Here is a 16,387-nt window from a genome sequence, read left to right as displayed (position 1 = left end):
ACTTACCAACAAATTTGCTGTGCTGTTGGAAGGAACTATGCTCGATTTACAAGGATATGAAGCCTCAATATTAAAAGGGGCCGTACTGACCATAGAAGTGGCAATACTTTCGCTATTGCTTGCTATGTTCTTAGGTATGTTAGGCGCGCTCGCTAAGCTTGCTCCCTATAAGTGGGCACGTGCGATAGCGACACTTTACACTACCATTATTCGAGGCATCCCAGATCTCGTTTTAATGATGCTAATCTTCTTTGGCGGACAAATACTGCTCAATAACAGTTTGTACGCCGTCAACGAATGGCTCAACAACTGGTTTATGTCCAGTGACCCGAATCATGAGTGGACTTCATACTTACCTGACTATATTGATGTATCTCCATTCGTTGCAGGGGTATTAACTATCGGATTTATCTTTGGTGCTTACATGGCCGAAACTTTCCGCGGTGCAATCATGGCCGTTGATAAAGGTGAAATGGAAGCAGCGAAGGCCTATGGCATGAGCTCTGTCTTAGCATTTAGACGTATACTTCTACCCCAAATGATTCGACATGCTTTACCGGGGTTTGGCAATAACTGGCTGGTACTTCTTAAGACAACTGCACTAGTCTCCATCATTGGACTAGAAGACATGGTACGCGTGAGTTCATTAGCGGCAGGTTCAACCAAGATGCCATTTACCTTCTATATGTCGGTGGCGATTATCTTCTTACTGTTCACCAGCATCTCAACCGGTTTCTTAAAGCTGGTAGAGCGCAAATTTAGTATTCATGTGAGGTAGATATGGACTTTTCATTGATAGTAGAAAGTTTCCCAGTCTATCTGGACGGCCTTTGGACTACCGCTTGGTTGGTGTCGCTAGCCCTTGTGATTGGTTTGTGTGTGGCAATACCTTTAGCGGTAGCTAGAAACAGCACAAATTATTTATTCAGTTTACCATCGTGGGGTTTTATCTATTTCTTCCGTGGTACGCCACTGTTGGTTCAACTTTATTTGATTTACTACGGCATGGACCAATTCTTCCCAGTCAAAGATACGTTGTGGGAAAACGCATGGTTCTGTGCGTTAGTCGCGTTTGTACTTAACACATCAGCGTATACGGCAGAAATTATCCGCGGTGCGATAAATGGCTTACCAAAAGGTGAAGTCGAAGCTGCAAAAGCTTATGGAATGAGTCCTTGGAAGACTTATCGTCGCATTATTTTGCCAAGCGCATTACGCAGAGCCTTACCCGCGTACAGTAACGAAGTTATCTTCATGCTTCACGGTTCGGCGGTAGCTGGTATCGTCACTATTATGGATTTGACCGGTGCTGCTCGCCTAGTGAACTCTCGTTACTATGCGCCATTTGAATCATTCCTGACCGCAGGTTTGTTCTATATGGGACTGACCTTCATTATTCTTTGGGTATTTAAGAAAGCAGAGAAGCGATTCCTAGCGTATATGAGACCACTTGAGTCACAGTGATGTAGTTATTCCTTAAGAAAGAATAATTAGAATTATGATCCCCGATTGTTACGAAAGTGATGATCGGGGATTTTGTTTTTGCACTACGCTTTGGGCAGATTCCTGTTCTAGGCAGGAATGACGTTATATTAGCGCACACCAGAGCTTGGTTTAGCCAAACACAGACCAAATTGGCGCGTGATCAGATGGCTTCTCAATGCCACGTAGTTCGTAATCAATACCTGCTTCTGAACACGTTTCAGCAAGACTCTTCGTAGCCAATACCACGTCAATTCGTAGGCCGCGATTATCATCGAAACCGCGAGAGCGGTAATCAAACCATGAGAATTGATCATCGACGTTTGGATGCAGCTGACGGAATGTATCTACGAAGCCCCAGTCGAGTAGAGTCTGTAACCACTCACGTTCAATTGGTTGGAAGGAACACTTACCAGTCTTGAGCCAGCGCTTACGATTTGGTTCACCGATGCCGATATCTAGGTCGATTGGACTGATATTGATGTCACCCATAACGATAAGCTTCTCATCATTACTATGGTGCTCATTCAAGTAGGTCATCAGATCTTTGTAGAAAGCTTCTTTATAAGGAAACTTGGTCTCATGGCTAATGTTATCCCCTTGAGGGAAGTAGCCATTTAACACGGTCACTTTGTCGCCATTAGCATCTTCGAATGTTGCCATGATCATACGTTTTTGATGATCTTCGTTGTCGGTAGGGAACCCTTTCTGGACAGAGATAGGCTCCTGCTTACACAGCATAGCAACACCATAGTGTGCCTTTTGGCCGTGGAAATAGACTTTATAGCCCATAGCCTCTACCGCTTCTACTGGGAAGGCCTCGTCATGAACTTTGATTTCTTGCAAACCAATGACGTCTGGCTGGTGCTTATCAATCAAAGCTTGAAGTTGATGAAGTCGAGCGCGTAGGCCATTGATATTAAAACTGATGACTTTCATTTCTCACTAATCCTGTGATTTTTATATCAGGGTCAAAATACTAGCATTGAGCATCCTGAACGTACAACGCTTCAGTTGAGGTGGAGATGTAAAAATGATGTAATAAATCGCTAAATAAAAACGACAATACGTCGATAAAAAAACATACTGGCTCACGTTTGCAAAAAGGATGTACTATGCGAACTCTTTCCGTGCAGTGGAAAATCACGGTGTTAGCAGGCTGTTGCTTGCTATTTACTTCCATAGCTTTGATAGGCTTTTCACTCTATAACGCCATCAACAGCCAAAAAGCAATTCAGACACTCAGTTCCGAATCGGTGGTTGAAAAATCACAGGCGTTACTTGAAGCTCGTGCGGATATTAACGCACGAGAAGTCAAAGATTATTTCAATGAAGCGATTTACCGTGCGGAAATGTTGATCGCCAACGCTAAGTTTCAAAAGTATAACGCAGAAGAAAATTTCGTCCCCAGTGAGGATCTGCGAACGGCACTGGATGAAATGATTCGACAGGCCGTTATCGAGTTTCCTTCTATCCAAGGCGCATACTTAGTCTTCAAGCCAAATATGCTTGATGGAGAAGATTCAAACTATGAGGGAGCCGACTATGTTGGTTCTAATGAGCTTGGACAATTTGCGACTTATTGGCAAATCACCGAGACGGGTGAGAATGCCATCCGCACGGTTCTAACTAAGCGTAAGCTTGACGCTTTAGAAGATGGGGAACGCTTCTATTGTCCTCTCGCTACCGAAGCATCGTGTGTCAGTACCCCACGACTCAGTACTATTGGTGCTCAGCAACACCTCACTTCATCGCTATCAATTCCAATTGAAGTCGATAACATGTTAATTGGTTTTTTAGGTATCGACCTTAAACTGACTGAGCTCGCCAATACCGTTATGGAGTCAGATGCCAGCCTCTTTAATGGCAGTGGACACGTGAACATCATCAGCCTCGATGAAAGTGTAATTGCCAGTGACGATTCGAGTATTAAAGTTGGTTCTCCTTATCAAAGTGCCATTTTATCGTCAGAGCAGATTACAGACCTGATGTTTGGAGAAGAAGCTAGCGCTCAATGGAGTGCAGATGGTCAGTGGTTAACGGTATTTAATCCAGTCACTATTGCTAATCAGACATGGGGCGTATTCTTTGATATGCCTCGTAGCAGCGTTCTCAGTGATGCTATTGAGCTTGATAGCATTATCTCTAAGCAGTTAGAAGAAGGAATTGTATTTGAAGTCTTAGTGGGTGCTGGCTTTGTCATTGTAGGGCTCGTCATCATTGCTCTAATGTCGCTACGTCTAGTTAAGCCAATTAGAGAGGTAGTTACTCGCTTAGAGGATATTGCCAGTGGAGAGGGGGACCTAACGCAGCGTTTGGAAGTCAAATCGGGCGATGAGATAGGTCAGCTTGCAGAGCAGTTCAATGCATTTTTAGCAAAATTGCAAACGACGATCCAACAAGTTGCCGTAACCACTGAACGCATTGCTGGTACAGCTGAAAGTGCCAATGCCACAGCGGTTGCGACACGAGAGAGTAGTGAAGCTCAATTTAGAGAAGTTGACCTCGTTGCAACTGCGTCAGAAGAGATGACACAAACGGCGTCACTCGTGGTGCAAAATGCTGAGGTTGCGGTGCAAGCTGCGGCTTCAGCAAATGAGTCTGCTAGCCAAGGTCAGGAAGTCGTTGAACTGTCAGCCAGTGAAATGGTTCGTTTGGTTGAACAGATGAAAGCTACCGTTCCGGTGGTAGAAGAGCTAGCGAAGAACAACACTAATATCACAGAGATCCTCGCGGTAATTGAAGGCATTTCCGAGCAGACTAACTTACTGGCACTCAATGCTGCCATTGAAGCAGCGCGAGCAGGGGAGCAAGGTCGTGGGTTCGCGGTAGTTGCAGATGAGGTTAGAAGTCTAGCAAGTCGTACTCATGATTCGGTGGGCGAAATCCAAGAAGTTATTGAGCGTGTCCAGAAGGGAACACGCGATGTGGTGAGCGCGATTCAAGAAGGGTCACAACTTGCAGATTCTACGGCGACGCATGTTCAGCAAGCCGTGGCAGCACTGAGCAGCATCTTCGAGTCTATCTCTGCGATTAACGATATGAATAGCCAGATTGTTAAGGCAGCAGAAGAGCAGCAATCTGTATCGGCGGAAGTTAATCAAAACGTCAGTAACATTCGTGATTTAAGTGCTCAAATCTTAGAGAAGGCGGGAGACTCAGAAAAAGTGGGCAAAGAAATTAACCAGCTTTCTAGCGAGCAACAAGGGTTGATGAGCCAATTCAAGGTGTAACTGCTCCAACTGAACATAACGGTAATAACAAAAAACGCGACCTAATGGGTCGCGTTTTACTTTAACAATTCAGCGAAGACAGAAGTCAGTGCAGAAAAGACATCATCAAGGAAAAGTTATGACGTTTCTTCCCCATTAACGTGCCCAAACATCTTAGCCGCATAGGCAACGCGCTCTTCTGGAGAAGGGTAGGTGAACGGGTTTGGTTCGCCTAACGATTCGATGTGCTGCAGTCTCGGTAAGATGCCACTTCCATTGGCGATTTGAATCGCAAGACCAGGACGAGCATTAAGCTCCAACACCATTGGCCCTTCTTCCTTATCTAACACCATATCCGTACCCATATAGCCAAGGCCTGTCATCTCATAAGCACTAGAGGCAAGAGTGAGGAGTCGTTCCCAGTGAGGTACTGCGAGCGTTGCAAGCTCTTTGCCAGTGTCTGGATGGTGAGTTACAGGTTGGTCAAACTGAACCGCTCTAACCGCTTTACCGGTAGCGATATCGATACCAACACCTACTGCACCTTGGTGAAGGTTGGCCTTGCCGTCGGATGCAGATGTAGAAAGACGCATCATCGCCATCACTGGATAACCTTGGAATACGATGATCCGAACGTCAGGAACCCCTTCGTAACTAAAGCCTTCAAAGCAATCATCAAACTTGATGAGGTTTTCGACCACCGCTACATCGTTCTTACCACCTAATGAGAACAGTCCCGCTAGCGCGTTACTGATATGGCGTTCAACGTCTTCTTTGTTAATGGTAGAACCAGATGGTTTGGTGTAGACCCCATCTTTGTGCTCTGTGACCACCAAGATACCTTTACCACCACTGCCTTGAGCAGGCTTAATTACGAATCCTGGCCAGTCTTTGACCATCTCATGGATGGCTTTAACTTCAACTTGGCTTCGAATAACGCCAATCAAGGCTGGCGTGGTTGCGCCAGCTTTTTCTGCGATGATCTTGGTTTTAAGTTTGTCATCAACCAACGGGTATTTAGAACGATCATTGTAGCGACCAATGTAACTATGGTTACGCTGGTTCATACCCATGATACCGCGTTCACGTAACTTAAAAGGACTGGTTAGCTTTCGTAGCATAAATTAGTCCTCCGTTAGAGGTTTGAAACGGCGTAGCTCAGTCAGACGGTAGCCTGTGTAAGTACCTAGCATTAGGATACCACCAAGGATAACCAATTGCAGACCGATAAAGTTAAACGTCAGATGCTGTACATATGGGTTGGTCATCGCAAGATAAACCAGAACCGCTGTGAGTAGTGAGCCACCACCCTGCAGTACAACCTCTTTCGCGCCTTCCTCTTCCCATAGAATCGACATACGTTCGATTGTCCAAGACAGGATGATCATTGGGAAGAAGGTAATCGACAGACCTTCGGTGAGACCAATCTTGAAGGCAACGACGGTAAAGACTGAAATAATCAAAATAACGGTGATGATAACCGCTGATATCCTGGCAACTAATAGTAAGTTGAGTTTAGATAGATAGCTACGGATCACCAGACCAGTACCCACTATCAGCAAGAAGCCGACAATACCGGTGACTAACTGTGTTTGAACGAATGCTACGGCAATCAGTACTGGCATGAAAGTACCTGAGGTCTTCAGGCCAATCAGTATTCTCAGGAATACAACAATCAAGGCACCAATTGGTATTAGCATGATGGTCTTAAACATGGCTTGCTCTTCGAGAGGCAGGCTATGAATAGAGAAGTTAAGAAGACCGTCAGCATCAACTTTACTGTTTGTTGCTTCTTGAGGGGATACCTCTTGCGAAATCATGGTGAAATGAACTTTACTGTCTTTACCACCGACGACATCAAGCAAAGAGACGTTAGACTCATCCCAAACCAATAGGTTCTGTTGTTTTTTACCTTCGGTTGTTTCCGGAGAGAAAATTTGCCATTTTTTGCCATCCCATACTTGCAACATTTGTTGGCTGGATTGACGGCGACGACCATCTTCTAATTCAATAACACCGACAACTTTGCTGGGAACATCAGCATACGCAAGAAGCTTAGAGGCTGCTTGCAACTTAGTCATGCTGTTCAGAATAAGCGCCGAGTTTTGGCTATCACCATCGTTCAGTGCTTTGATAAGTTCTCGAGTGAAAGTGATATTGTCAGAAGAGCGAGAGGTGGCGCGTTCTACGAGGGCAATAGCAGCGGCTTCTTCTGGACCATCAAAGGTCGGTTTAATGATTTCTTCTGTAGGAGGAGTCGAGTTAGCGAGCGCTTGGTCATCAACAAGAAATTGAGTTTTGTAGTAGATGGTTTGAGGACCTTGGGCTTGGCGGATTGACCACTCTGCTCGGCGTCCTGCATCAGAATCAACATACGAGACACCGTAGCCTGGTGAAGATGCTGACTCTCCAATGAGTGTAAAGCCTTCTTGAGTATAAGGTGCCGCTAAAGAAACTTTGGCGGGCTTGCCAATGGCGTTAAATTCAACTCTAGCTTCGATATCCCAGACTTGGCGAGTTTCACCTGGAGTCCATGGAACGCCGTACGTCTCGTGTCTGATGACACTAAGCGCAATACCTGCGGCAATCAGTAAGCCTACTGATAGGTAAAATGGAATACGTGAAGTCATAAACAACCTTATTATTGTAATTGCTTTCCCTGAAAGTGTTATTCAAAAGAGATTTATTTGTTAGATGAAAGTATATATTGCTGACTTACATCCACTAAAGCAATATCTTTGATAAATTCTCTTCCTAGTAGTATAGGGTGGGTCATTTGCGAGCGATCCGCCAGTGTAAATTGCGCTTTTTCATGGATTTTTCCTACACGGATCCACAATTCAACTACAGCTCTACGTTCCATTTCATCGCTGGTAGATTGGCGTATTTTAACGTATCGGAGTACAGGGGCTTCAATCCAACGTTTTTCCTGCTCTTTAACCTTGTCATTAACGAGGTGAAATTTCACCCATTGCTTCCCATCTCTCTCAAACGCTTGAATATCGGCAGCATTTAATGAAGAGGTTGCTGCTCCAGTATCGACACGCGCATCGAAGGTTTGTTTTAAAACATCGAGTTTTACTTTTTCAACTGAGCCTAAGATTACAGGGCTTGAAATTGAAGGCACAGCAACGATTGCTGGCAGAGGCTTGGAGTCATCAATTTTCTCCAATCCTTCTACTTGATTGTTTTCTAGTACCTTAATTTGTTCATTAAGTGCAATTATTTCAGATTCCAAACTATCGATGTAGTCAGTTTGGTTGCTCAACTGCAGGTCGATATTGGTGAGGCGATTCTCGAGGCGTTGCTCGGATTGCTCGATTGCATTGAGTGTACTTTGGTGAAGTTCTTGGTGATTAATAGTGGAACAGCCGGAAAGTAAACCGATGGCGACAAGTGGTGCCAAGCGTTTGTACATCTTAAACCCTAAAACAGTAAATAATGGAACAGGAAGTGGTATGGATTTTAGCTGATCAATAAGGGAGTTTGATACTCCCTATTGTCAGAGCTCCGTTAGAGTTATAAACGTCATGTCAAAACTCGATAAAGTGAGACGTATACAACACTTGCGATTAATTAATTGCTTGGATTATCAGCAATTAAGATAGCGCGACGAGGAGCAGGGTAGCCCTCGACAGTTTTGCTAGGATCGTTCTGATCTAGATACTCAGGCAACGAGTTATGTGTCATCCATTCGGTAGTGCGTTGCTCACCGATTGTCGTCACGTTCTCATCAACGATACGTACATTTTCAAAGCCAACTTTCTCGAGCCAAACTTTCAGTGCACGTGCTGACGGGAAAAAGTAAACATTGCGCATTTGAGCGTAGCGATCGTGCGGTACTAGGACTGCATTCTCATCACCTTCAATCACCAAGGTTTCTAAAATCAGCTCGCCACCCGGTACCAACTGGTTCTTTAGTTGAATAAGATGATCGAGCGGCGAGCGGCGGTGATATAACACACCCATGCTGAATACCGTATCAAACGCTTGCAGTTCAGGAAGCTGTTCAATACCCAATGGCAGTAAATGAGCGCGTTGATCGTTGCCCATCATTTTGCGAATCGCTTCAAATTGAACCAAGAATAGGTGTGATGGGTCAATGCCCACGCATAGACGTGCACCTTCACCTAGCATGCGCCACATGTGATAGCCGTTACCACAGCCAACATCCAGCACAGAGCGATTATTTAACGGTGAGATATGTGGAAGCACACGATCCCATTTCCAATCAGAGCGCCACTCAGTATCAATATGAATGTCATGAACATGGTACGGACCCTTACGCCAAGGGTGGAAAGTACGCAGTAAGCTCTCAAGCTTTTTCATCTCGCCAGTGGGCAGTGGCTCAGAGTTTGAAATAGTTACACTATCTTTCAGCTCTACGTTATCAGGCTGACCTACATCAATCTTTGCTAGGGCTCTTAACCAACGATCAAAATCGCCATGCTGAGCGTTTTGCCAGTCAGTCAGCTGTTGAGGCAACACATTAAGCCATGGCTGTAGGCGTGTATCTTGAGCAATAAGTTGGTAGAAGTCTGCAAAATTAAACATTGGATTCTCTAATTTTAAACTTAGCGATATCTCGCTAATGGTATATCTAGGTAATGGTCGTAATACGCTATTTAATAGCAAACATAGAGCCGAAGTTGAAACACTGGAACCAAACTTCACAGCTACTAAAACCGATCTCTTCAAAGCGTGCTTTGTGCATTGCAATTGAGTCTGGGCGCATGACGTTCTCAATGGCGCTGCGCTTTTGGCTAATTTCGAGCTCGCTGTAGCCATTGGCGCGTTTGAAGTCATGATGCAAATCGATCAATAGTTCATTGGCGCTTTCGTCTTCGAACACATATTTCTCAGATAAGATCAAAATACCGCCCGGGCGCAAACCCGCGTAGATCTTTTCAAGCAGAGTTCGACGATCCTCTGGAGATAAAAATTGAAGCGTAAAGTTAAGCACCACAACGGATGCGTCGGTGATATCAATATCACGAATATCAGCTTCAACGACACTAACTGGAGTATCAGAGCGGTAAGCGTTCACATGAAGTTTGCAACGCTCAACCATAGCTGGAGAGTTATCGACCGCAATGATTTGGCAACCTTCTTGAGTAATGTTACGACGCATAGATAGCGTAGCAGCGCCCAAGGAACAGCCTAAGTCATAAATAGTGGAGTGAGGCTTTGCAAAGCGTTCAGCCAGCATGCCAATAGCAGAAATAATATTGCTGTAACCCGGCACACTGCGTTGAATCATATCTGGGAAGACTTCCGCTACGCGTTCGTCGAAGGTAAAGTCACCAATTTTGTCGATAGGTGCAGAGAATATCGTATCTTTGTTCTGCATATCATTGTTCCCCATGCGGTCTCACTCAGTCCTAAACTTGGTTCAGCGCTTTGCTAAGTACAAGTTCAGAGGCAATAAAAAAGGCGCGCATTTTACGTTATTCATCAAGAAAAGTCATCCTACGTAACTGTATCGCAACTTGTGTTAGGTCAAATCAGTGAGAGATAGACACGCAGTAATGAATTAGAACATTGAAATTTGATGATCGTCGCGCAATGCTGGAATTGCGTTGAGTGGGGAAAGCGTTGTTTGTAGCGTCGCCAAATGCTGGCTTAGCACTTCATAAAGCTTAATGGCAAGCTCAGGCGCTTCGACATTGTCAGGAGTATGAATCATAACGTAAGGCTGCTTACCTTGTTGAACCCACTCGGCAAGTTTGTTTTCCCAAGGCTTAAAGAAGCGAAGATTTTGTTCCATATCTGGGTGACCAATAAAGCGGATCATTGGATGTTCTGCGGTTGCAATAGCGTGAACAGGTACTTTTGGTTTCTTTTCATGAGCATCGATGACGGCAGGGGTATCCGGCTTGGCCGCGAAAACAGGACGACTATCCATAATAATGCGGTCGATATTTTGCTCCATTAACCATTGGTTAAACCGTCGTTCGTCATCAGATTTATTGAAAAATCCCAAATGGCGAACCTCAACCCCCAACGGCATGTCGCTAGGGAACCACTGGCAAAAAGATTGCAGTGATGCGAGTTGTTCGGGAGCAAAACTGCTCGGAAGCTGAATCGTCCACATACCAATTTTCGAGTGCAGCGGTTCCATAACTTTGAGGAAGTTGTTTAGCTCTGCTCGGCATTGAGTGAGCATTTGCTCGTGGGTGATCTGTTTTGGTAGTTTGAAGGTAAACCGGAAATCTTCAGGAGTCGCACGATTCCAGCTATCGACAGTAGAATTATTCGGTGTAGCGTAAAAGGTGGTATTGCCTTCCACAGTGTGAAAAACAGATGCATAACGCTCCAAGCGCTCATTTGGCTTGGTACCTTTACCATAGAATGAGTGCTGCCAATCACTGTGTGACCACATGGTTAAACCCAATCTTAACTTAAGCTCGCTCATCATCTTCCCTTGCTTTCGTTTCCATCTATGGCATCTCGTGCATTGATTGCAATGTTCTAGCTTCAGCCGTATCAACAGGATTTGTTGATATTTTATCCATTTCAAGAGTTCTAGTGCCGCAACTGGCAATTAAACACAATAATTCTGTCAAATTAGGTCGATTTTAGACGATTTTCCGAGTATAAATGAACCTTTGATTTTATGGGTGTAATGTAAGTTGGCTAGATAATAGTCACTCGCCCATACTATACGTTTCATTATCACTATTGGAAATTGGGAAATTCACTATGCGTAGCCATTACTGTGGTCACCTGAACAAGTCCCTTGCAGGACAAACTGTAGAACTGTGCGGCTGGGTAAACCGTCGCCGAGATTTAGGCGGTCTTATCTTTATCGATATGCGAGATCGTGAAGGTATCGTTCAGGTAGTTGTTGATCCAGATATGGCTGATGCTTACGAAGTGGCAAACCAACTTCGCAACGAATTCTGCATCAAGCTGACTGGTGAAGTTCGTGTTCGTCCAGAAAGCCAAGTTAACAAAGACATGGCAACTGGCGAGGTTGAGATCTTGGCAACTGGCCTTGAAATCATCAACCGCAGTGATGTATTGCCACTAGACTTCAACCAAACCAATACTGAAGAGCAGCGCCTTAAGTATCGTTACATCGATCTTCGTCGTCCAGAAATGAGCGATCGTATTAAGCTGCGCGCTAAAGCATCAAGCTTTGTTCGTCGTTTCCTTGACGACAATGGCTTCCTAGACATCGAAACACCAGTACTAACTAAAGCGACACCAGAAGGTGCACGTGACTACTTAGTGCCTAGCCGTGTTCACAAAGGCTCGTTCTACGCACTACCTCAATCACCACAGCTATTTAAGCAGCTGCTGATGATGTCTGGTTTCGACCGTTACTACCAAATCGTTAAGTGCTTCCGTGATGAAGACTTGCGTGCTGACCGTCAACCTGAATTTACTCAAATCGATATCGAAACTTCTTTTATGTCTGCGGATCAAGTTCGTGAAGTGACAGAAAAAATGGTTCGCGATATGTGGCAAGAGCTATTGAACGTAGACCTAGGTCAGTTCCCAGTTATGCCTTTCTCTGAAGCGATTCGTCGTTTTGGTTCAGATAAGCCAGATCTACGCAACCCGCTTGAGTTAGTAGACATTGCTGATCTACTAAAAGACGTTGAATTCAAAGTGTTCTCAGGCCCAGCTAACGACGAAAAAGGTCGCGTAGCTGTTATCCGTGTACCAGGCGGTGCTTCTCTAACTCGTAAGCAGATTGATGGTTACGCAGAGTACGTTGGTATTTACGGTGCTAAAGGTCTTGCGTGGATGAAGGTTAACGACCGTGCCGCAGGTATGGAAGGTATCCAGTCTCCAGTAGCGAAGTTCCTAAACGAAGAAGTGATCAACGGTATTCTTGAACGCACTGAAGCTGAGTCTGGCGACATCATCCTATTTGGTGCAGACAAAGCGAACACGGTTGCTGAAGCAATGGGCGCACTTCGTCTTAAGATTGGTAAGGATCTTGAGCTTACCGATGAGTCTAAGTGGGCACCACTTTGGGTTGTTGACTTCCCAATGTTCGAAGAAGATGACGAGGGTAACCTACACGCGATGCACCACCCATTCACGTCTCCTTTAGGCATGACTGCGGAAGAGCTAAAAGCGAACCCAGCGGCAGCAAACTCAAACGCGTATGATATGGTTCTAAACGGCTATGAAGTAGGTGGCGGTTCTGTTCGTATCCATAACGCAGAAATGCAAGCAGCAGTATTCGAGATCCTTGGTATTGATGCAGAAGAGCAACGTGAGAAGTTTGGTTTCCTACTAGATGCACTAAAATTTGGTACGCCACCGCACGCAGGCCTTGCATTCGGTCTTGACCGTCTTGTGATGCTACTTTGCGGTACGGAAAACATCCGTGACGTAATCGCATTCCCGAAAACGACCGCAGCAGCTTGTCTACTGACAGATGCACCAAGTGCAGCAAACCCAGCAGCACTTGAAGAGCTAGCGATTGCAGTAACGGCGGCGAAAGAGAAGAAAGACTCTTAAGGTACGACGTGGTTTTTTAGTTAGGTCGCACGCCTTGGGTAGATTCCTGCCTGCGCAGGAATAACACATCAACCTTTGGTGTGCTCAAGCTGTTGTCATCCCTGCGTATGCAGGGACCTTCTAACCGCGAGCACCAAAACTAAAAGCCAAGATCACAACATACCCAAAACTCCCGCAACAGCGGGAGTTTTTGTTTCCAAAATCTGTATAGTTATACCAACATAAAAAGTAATCCAACTTCATAGAACTCAAAGGATTTGTTATGGCAGGTCATAGTAAATGGGCGAATATTCGTCACCGTAAAGCTGCGCAAGATGCCAAGCGCGGCAAAATCTTCACTAAATTAATTCGCGAAATTGTCGTTGCCGCTAAAGAAGGTGGTGGTGAACCTGAAAACAACCCTCGTCTTCGTGCCGCTATTGATAAAGCACTCTCCAACAATATGACTCGTGATACGGTAAATCGTGCCGTGAGTCGTGGGGCTGGTGGGGAAGGCGATGACAACATGGAAACGGTTATCTACGAGGGTTACGGTCCCGGTGGAACGGCAGTCATGGTGGAATGCATGACCGACAATCGTAATCGAACCGTATCTGGCGTTCGCCACGCATTTTCTAAAGCAGGGGGCAACCTCGGTACTGACGGGAGTGTGAACTATCTATTCGATAAAAAGGGCGTCATTTCTTATGCTCCAGGTCTGGACGAAGACGAAGTGATGGAAGTCGCACTAGAAGGTGGTGCTGATGATATTGAAACCGGAGACGATGGTGCTATTGATGTTTACACCACGCCTGCCGACTTTGGTGCGGTGAAAGATGCGCTAGATGGCGCTGGTTATCAAGCCGCCAATGCAGAAGTGACGCTTGTGCCGTCAACTAAAGCAGAGCTTGATGAGACGACAGCACCAAAATTGCTGCGCTTGATTGACGCACTGGAAGACCTTGACGATGTGCAAGAGGTCTATCACAACGGTGATATCTCTGACGAAGTCGCAGCAAGCCTTGAGTAATTAACGAGAAATCATGTCAATAATACTAGGAATCGACCCTGGCTCGCGTATCACCGGATATGGTGTAATTCGTCAGCAGGGTCGCCATTTGCAATACCTCGGTAGCGGGTGTATCCGTACATCAGAAGCAGAGTTACCAGGCAGACTCAAACAAATCTACGCAGGTGTGAGTGAGATCATTACTCAATTTCAGCCAGACGTGTTTGCTATTGAACAGGTGTTTATGGCTAAAAACGCTGATTCAGCGCTTAAGTTAGGACAGGCCAGAGGCAGCGCAATTGTTGCTGCCGTGAATAATGACTTGCCTGTCTACGAATACGCAGCACGCTTAATCAAGCAAGCGGTAGTAGGTACGGGTGGAGCAGATAAAGCACAGGTTCAGCATATGGTTATGGCGATGCTGAAATTGCCGTCCAAACCTCAAGCTGATGCGGCTGACGCCTTAGGTGTCGCAATCTGTCATGCAAACACCAACAAAACACTTGTCGCTTTAGCGGGTAAAGCAACAGGCGCAAAAAAAGGGCGTTATCGCTAATCAAATTAATCGCATGAAGCCATCAAGGAAGTGTGGCGATATAAACGCCATACCGATAATTTTAACGATAGCCAGTCCACACTTTTAGAGCTTTTCGCCTAATTCACCTTGTTAATTATTTGTTAACTTCCTAATATTGGTCCGATGAGTTAATTCAAAGGACCAAATGTCCGAATAATCAAATAACAAGGAACTCCAGCGGCATGTGGCATTATTTTATCAATAATTCGGATAGCCTTTCTCGTAACACCCTTCGTAAAGCGGAAATCACCGCGGTCTTCTCAGTTGTGGCTTTGGTGGTTGGTTTATACAGCGCGATTAAGTGGCAATCCAATGGCCACGCGTCTCTATTTCTCACCTCTATCGCGTTGATCTTAGTCGAAGTTATTGCTTTAGCAGTGCTTCGTTTTAGTAAGATGATCACACTGGCACTGAACATCGGTTTCTTTGGTATGGTGCTGCATGCGGTGAATATTATCTTCCAAAGCGGTGGCATCGTTGATTCGACGCAAGCGTTCTGGGCCCCGCTGTTGATCGTAGCCTTCTATCTTTCCGCATCTCGTATTATGGCATTAACGTGGAGCGTCGGGATTCTAGCGGTATCCGCTGTGATGACCTATTTGCATACTTCCGGTTATCAATTCCCAACGATTAACTTGTCGGCATCTAAGCAGAATATAGAGATTTGGTCTGGCATGTTACTGCCGCTATTTGTCATTTGCTTCGCGCAAAGTTTTACTTCAAAACAGAAAGAAAGTGCGATTTCACGCGCTGAAAAAGCGCAAAAAGAGAGTGCGTTACAAGCAGAAAAAGCGTCAGAAGGAGAGAAGAAACTTGATAGCATGCTACTCGCTGTTAACGAAAGTGTTCAAGAGTTAGATGAAGTGATTCATCAAGTGAACACGCAATCTACCCAACTGACAAGTAACGTACAGTCACTGAGCCTCAACAGCGCTTCTCAAGCCAGTGCCGCAGAGGAAATGAGTCAGCAATTGGAACAGCTGTCGTCGTTCACCCAAGAGTCGGTGAACTTTATGGAGCAAGTGATTACCCAAACCGATTCAATAAAGCAGCAAGCAGAGAGCAGCTCGGAAATGCTGAATGCTTCGACGCAGGCCATCACCAATATCGATAACAGTAATCAGAAAGTGGTGTCGGTTATTGAGCTGATTACTTCCGTGGCAGAGCAAACCAACTTGCTTGCGTTAAACGCTGCTATTGAAGCAGCTAGGGCAGGTGAACATGGTCGTGGCTTCGCCGTCGTTGCTGAGCAGGTCAGAGAACTGTCGTCTAAAACCAGTAATTCAGTGGATGAGATTCGCACTCTTATCAACAACAGTCAGCAAGAAATCAACTCCGGACAAAAAACCATTCAAACCACAGTCTCTGAGTTGAGTATGATGATAGAACAAGTGCAAACCATTTCTTCAGAAATTACCGAGCTCAGTGAGTTGGTCACTCAACAGAATTTAGCCATCGGCGAATTAGACCAAGCAAGCAGTGATGTGGCGGAGTCTGTTGTCGGCAGTAAAGCGATTGCCGAAGACATTCAAACGATTAGTGATCAGCTTGGTCAGCAAATCCATGAGGGCACTGAACTCTCCGAGCGCCTACGCTCTGTTATGCCTTAAATTTTACTTAGAATAACTGGATACCTATCCAGTTATT

14 protein-coding genes are annotated in these 16,387 nt (G+C 45.3%); 7 read left to right on the top strand and 7 right to left on the bottom strand.

Translation table 11 applies throughout. The annotated features are described in order from the left end of the window. The first annotated feature begins 37 nt into the window (after positions 1–37). Both L2W36_RS15145 and L2W36_RS15140 read left to right on the top strand, forming a co-directional pair. Entirely contained in the window at positions 38–778 is a 741-nt protein-coding gene (locus tag L2W36_RS15145; protein WP_006075029.1) for an ABC transporter permease, read from the top strand. Positions 779–780: 2 nt separating this feature from the next. Continuing rightward, positions 781–1,464 (top strand): ABC transporter permease, encoded by a 684-nt coding sequence (locus L2W36_RS15140; protein ID WP_006075030.1) that lies wholly within the window; start codon positions 781–783, stop codon positions 1,462–1,464. A gap of 150 nt (positions 1,465–1,614) precedes the next feature. Here L2W36_RS15140 and xthA read toward each other — a convergent pair whose 3' ends face one another. Next, positions 1,615–2,421, bottom strand: coding sequence for an exodeoxyribonuclease III (xthA, locus tag L2W36_RS15135; RefSeq protein ID WP_124940905.1), 807 nt, complete (start codon positions 2,419–2,421; stop codon positions 1,615–1,617). 176 nt (positions 2,422–2,597) lie between these two features. Between xthA and L2W36_RS15130 the strand changes: the two genes are divergently transcribed. Further along, a complete protein-coding gene (locus tag L2W36_RS15130; protein ID WP_236110471.1) occupies positions 2,598–4,715 on the top strand; it encodes a methyl-accepting chemotaxis protein in 2,118 nt (705 codons plus the stop codon). 116 nt (positions 4,716–4,831) lie between these two features. On the opposite strand, the gene L2W36_RS15125 is transcribed toward L2W36_RS15130, so the two are convergent. The 6 genes from L2W36_RS15125 to L2W36_RS15100 form a co-directional block, all read right to left on the bottom strand. Continuing rightward, the gene (locus L2W36_RS15125) at positions 4,832–5,815 is read right to left on the bottom strand and encodes an alpha-L-glutamate ligase-like protein (RefSeq protein ID WP_236110470.1); all 984 of its coding nucleotides are present in this window, start codon (positions 5,813–5,815) and stop codon (positions 4,832–4,834) included. A gap of 3 nt (positions 5,816–5,818) precedes the next feature. Beyond that, a complete protein-coding gene (locus tag L2W36_RS15120) occupies positions 5,819–7,324 on the bottom strand; it encodes an inactive transglutaminase family protein (protein ID WP_006075034.1) in 1,506 nt (501 codons plus the stop codon). A 53-nt stretch (positions 7,325–7,377) separates the two neighbouring features. Next, positions 7,378–8,112 (bottom strand): ATP-dependent zinc protease family protein, encoded by a 735-nt coding sequence (locus L2W36_RS15115; protein ID WP_006075035.1) that lies wholly within the window; start codon positions 8,110–8,112, stop codon positions 7,378–7,380. A gap of 158 nt (positions 8,113–8,270) precedes the next feature. After that, complete coding sequence (cmoB, locus tag L2W36_RS15110; protein WP_198557584.1) at positions 8,271–9,248, bottom strand: tRNA 5-methoxyuridine(34)/uridine 5-oxyacetic acid(34) synthase CmoB; 978 nt, start codon at positions 9,246–9,248, stop codon at positions 8,271–8,273. A 67-nt stretch (positions 9,249–9,315) separates the two neighbouring features. Further along, positions 9,316–10,044, bottom strand: coding sequence for a carboxy-S-adenosyl-L-methionine synthase CmoA (gene cmoA, locus L2W36_RS15105; RefSeq protein WP_006075038.1), 729 nt, complete (start codon positions 10,042–10,044; stop codon positions 9,316–9,318). 183 nt (positions 10,045–10,227) lie between these two features. Beyond that, a complete protein-coding gene (locus L2W36_RS15100; RefSeq protein ID WP_236110567.1) occupies positions 10,228–11,109 on the bottom strand; it encodes a DUF72 domain-containing protein in 882 nt (293 codons plus the stop codon). 287 nt (positions 11,110–11,396) lie between these two features. On the opposite strand from L2W36_RS15100, the gene aspS reads away from it, so the two are divergent. From aspS to L2W36_RS15080, 4 genes are all read left to right on the top strand, one after another. Continuing rightward, positions 11,397–13,175: an aspartate--tRNA ligase gene (aspS, locus tag L2W36_RS15095; RefSeq protein WP_124940907.1), complete on the top strand. Its 1,779-nt coding sequence runs from the start codon at positions 11,397–11,399 to the stop codon at positions 13,173–13,175. A 262-nt stretch (positions 13,176–13,437) separates the two neighbouring features. Next, positions 13,438–14,184, top strand: coding sequence for a YebC/PmpR family DNA-binding transcriptional regulator (locus L2W36_RS15090; RefSeq protein ID WP_038230107.1), 747 nt, complete (start codon positions 13,438–13,440; stop codon positions 14,182–14,184). A 13-nt stretch (positions 14,185–14,197) separates the two neighbouring features. Beyond that, positions 14,198–14,719: a crossover junction endodeoxyribonuclease RuvC gene (gene ruvC / locus L2W36_RS15085; RefSeq protein WP_006075042.1), complete on the top strand. Its 522-nt coding sequence runs from the start codon at positions 14,198–14,200 to the stop codon at positions 14,717–14,719. A gap of 203 nt (positions 14,720–14,922) precedes the next feature. After that, on the top strand, positions 14,923–16,350 hold the full coding sequence (locus tag L2W36_RS15080) for a methyl-accepting chemotaxis protein (RefSeq protein WP_006075043.1): 1,428 nt from the start codon (positions 14,923–14,925) through the stop codon (positions 16,348–16,350). Positions 16,351–16,387: the final 37 nt, after the last annotated feature.

The organism is Vibrio sp. McD22-P3 (assembly GCF_021568915.1).
Lineage (GTDB): Bacteria > Pseudomonadota > Gammaproteobacteria > Enterobacterales > Vibrionaceae > Vibrio > Vibrio mediterranei.
The sequence above is the reverse complement of the archived record's forward strand: the minus strand, read 5'-3'. Positions and strand labels throughout refer to the sequence as shown.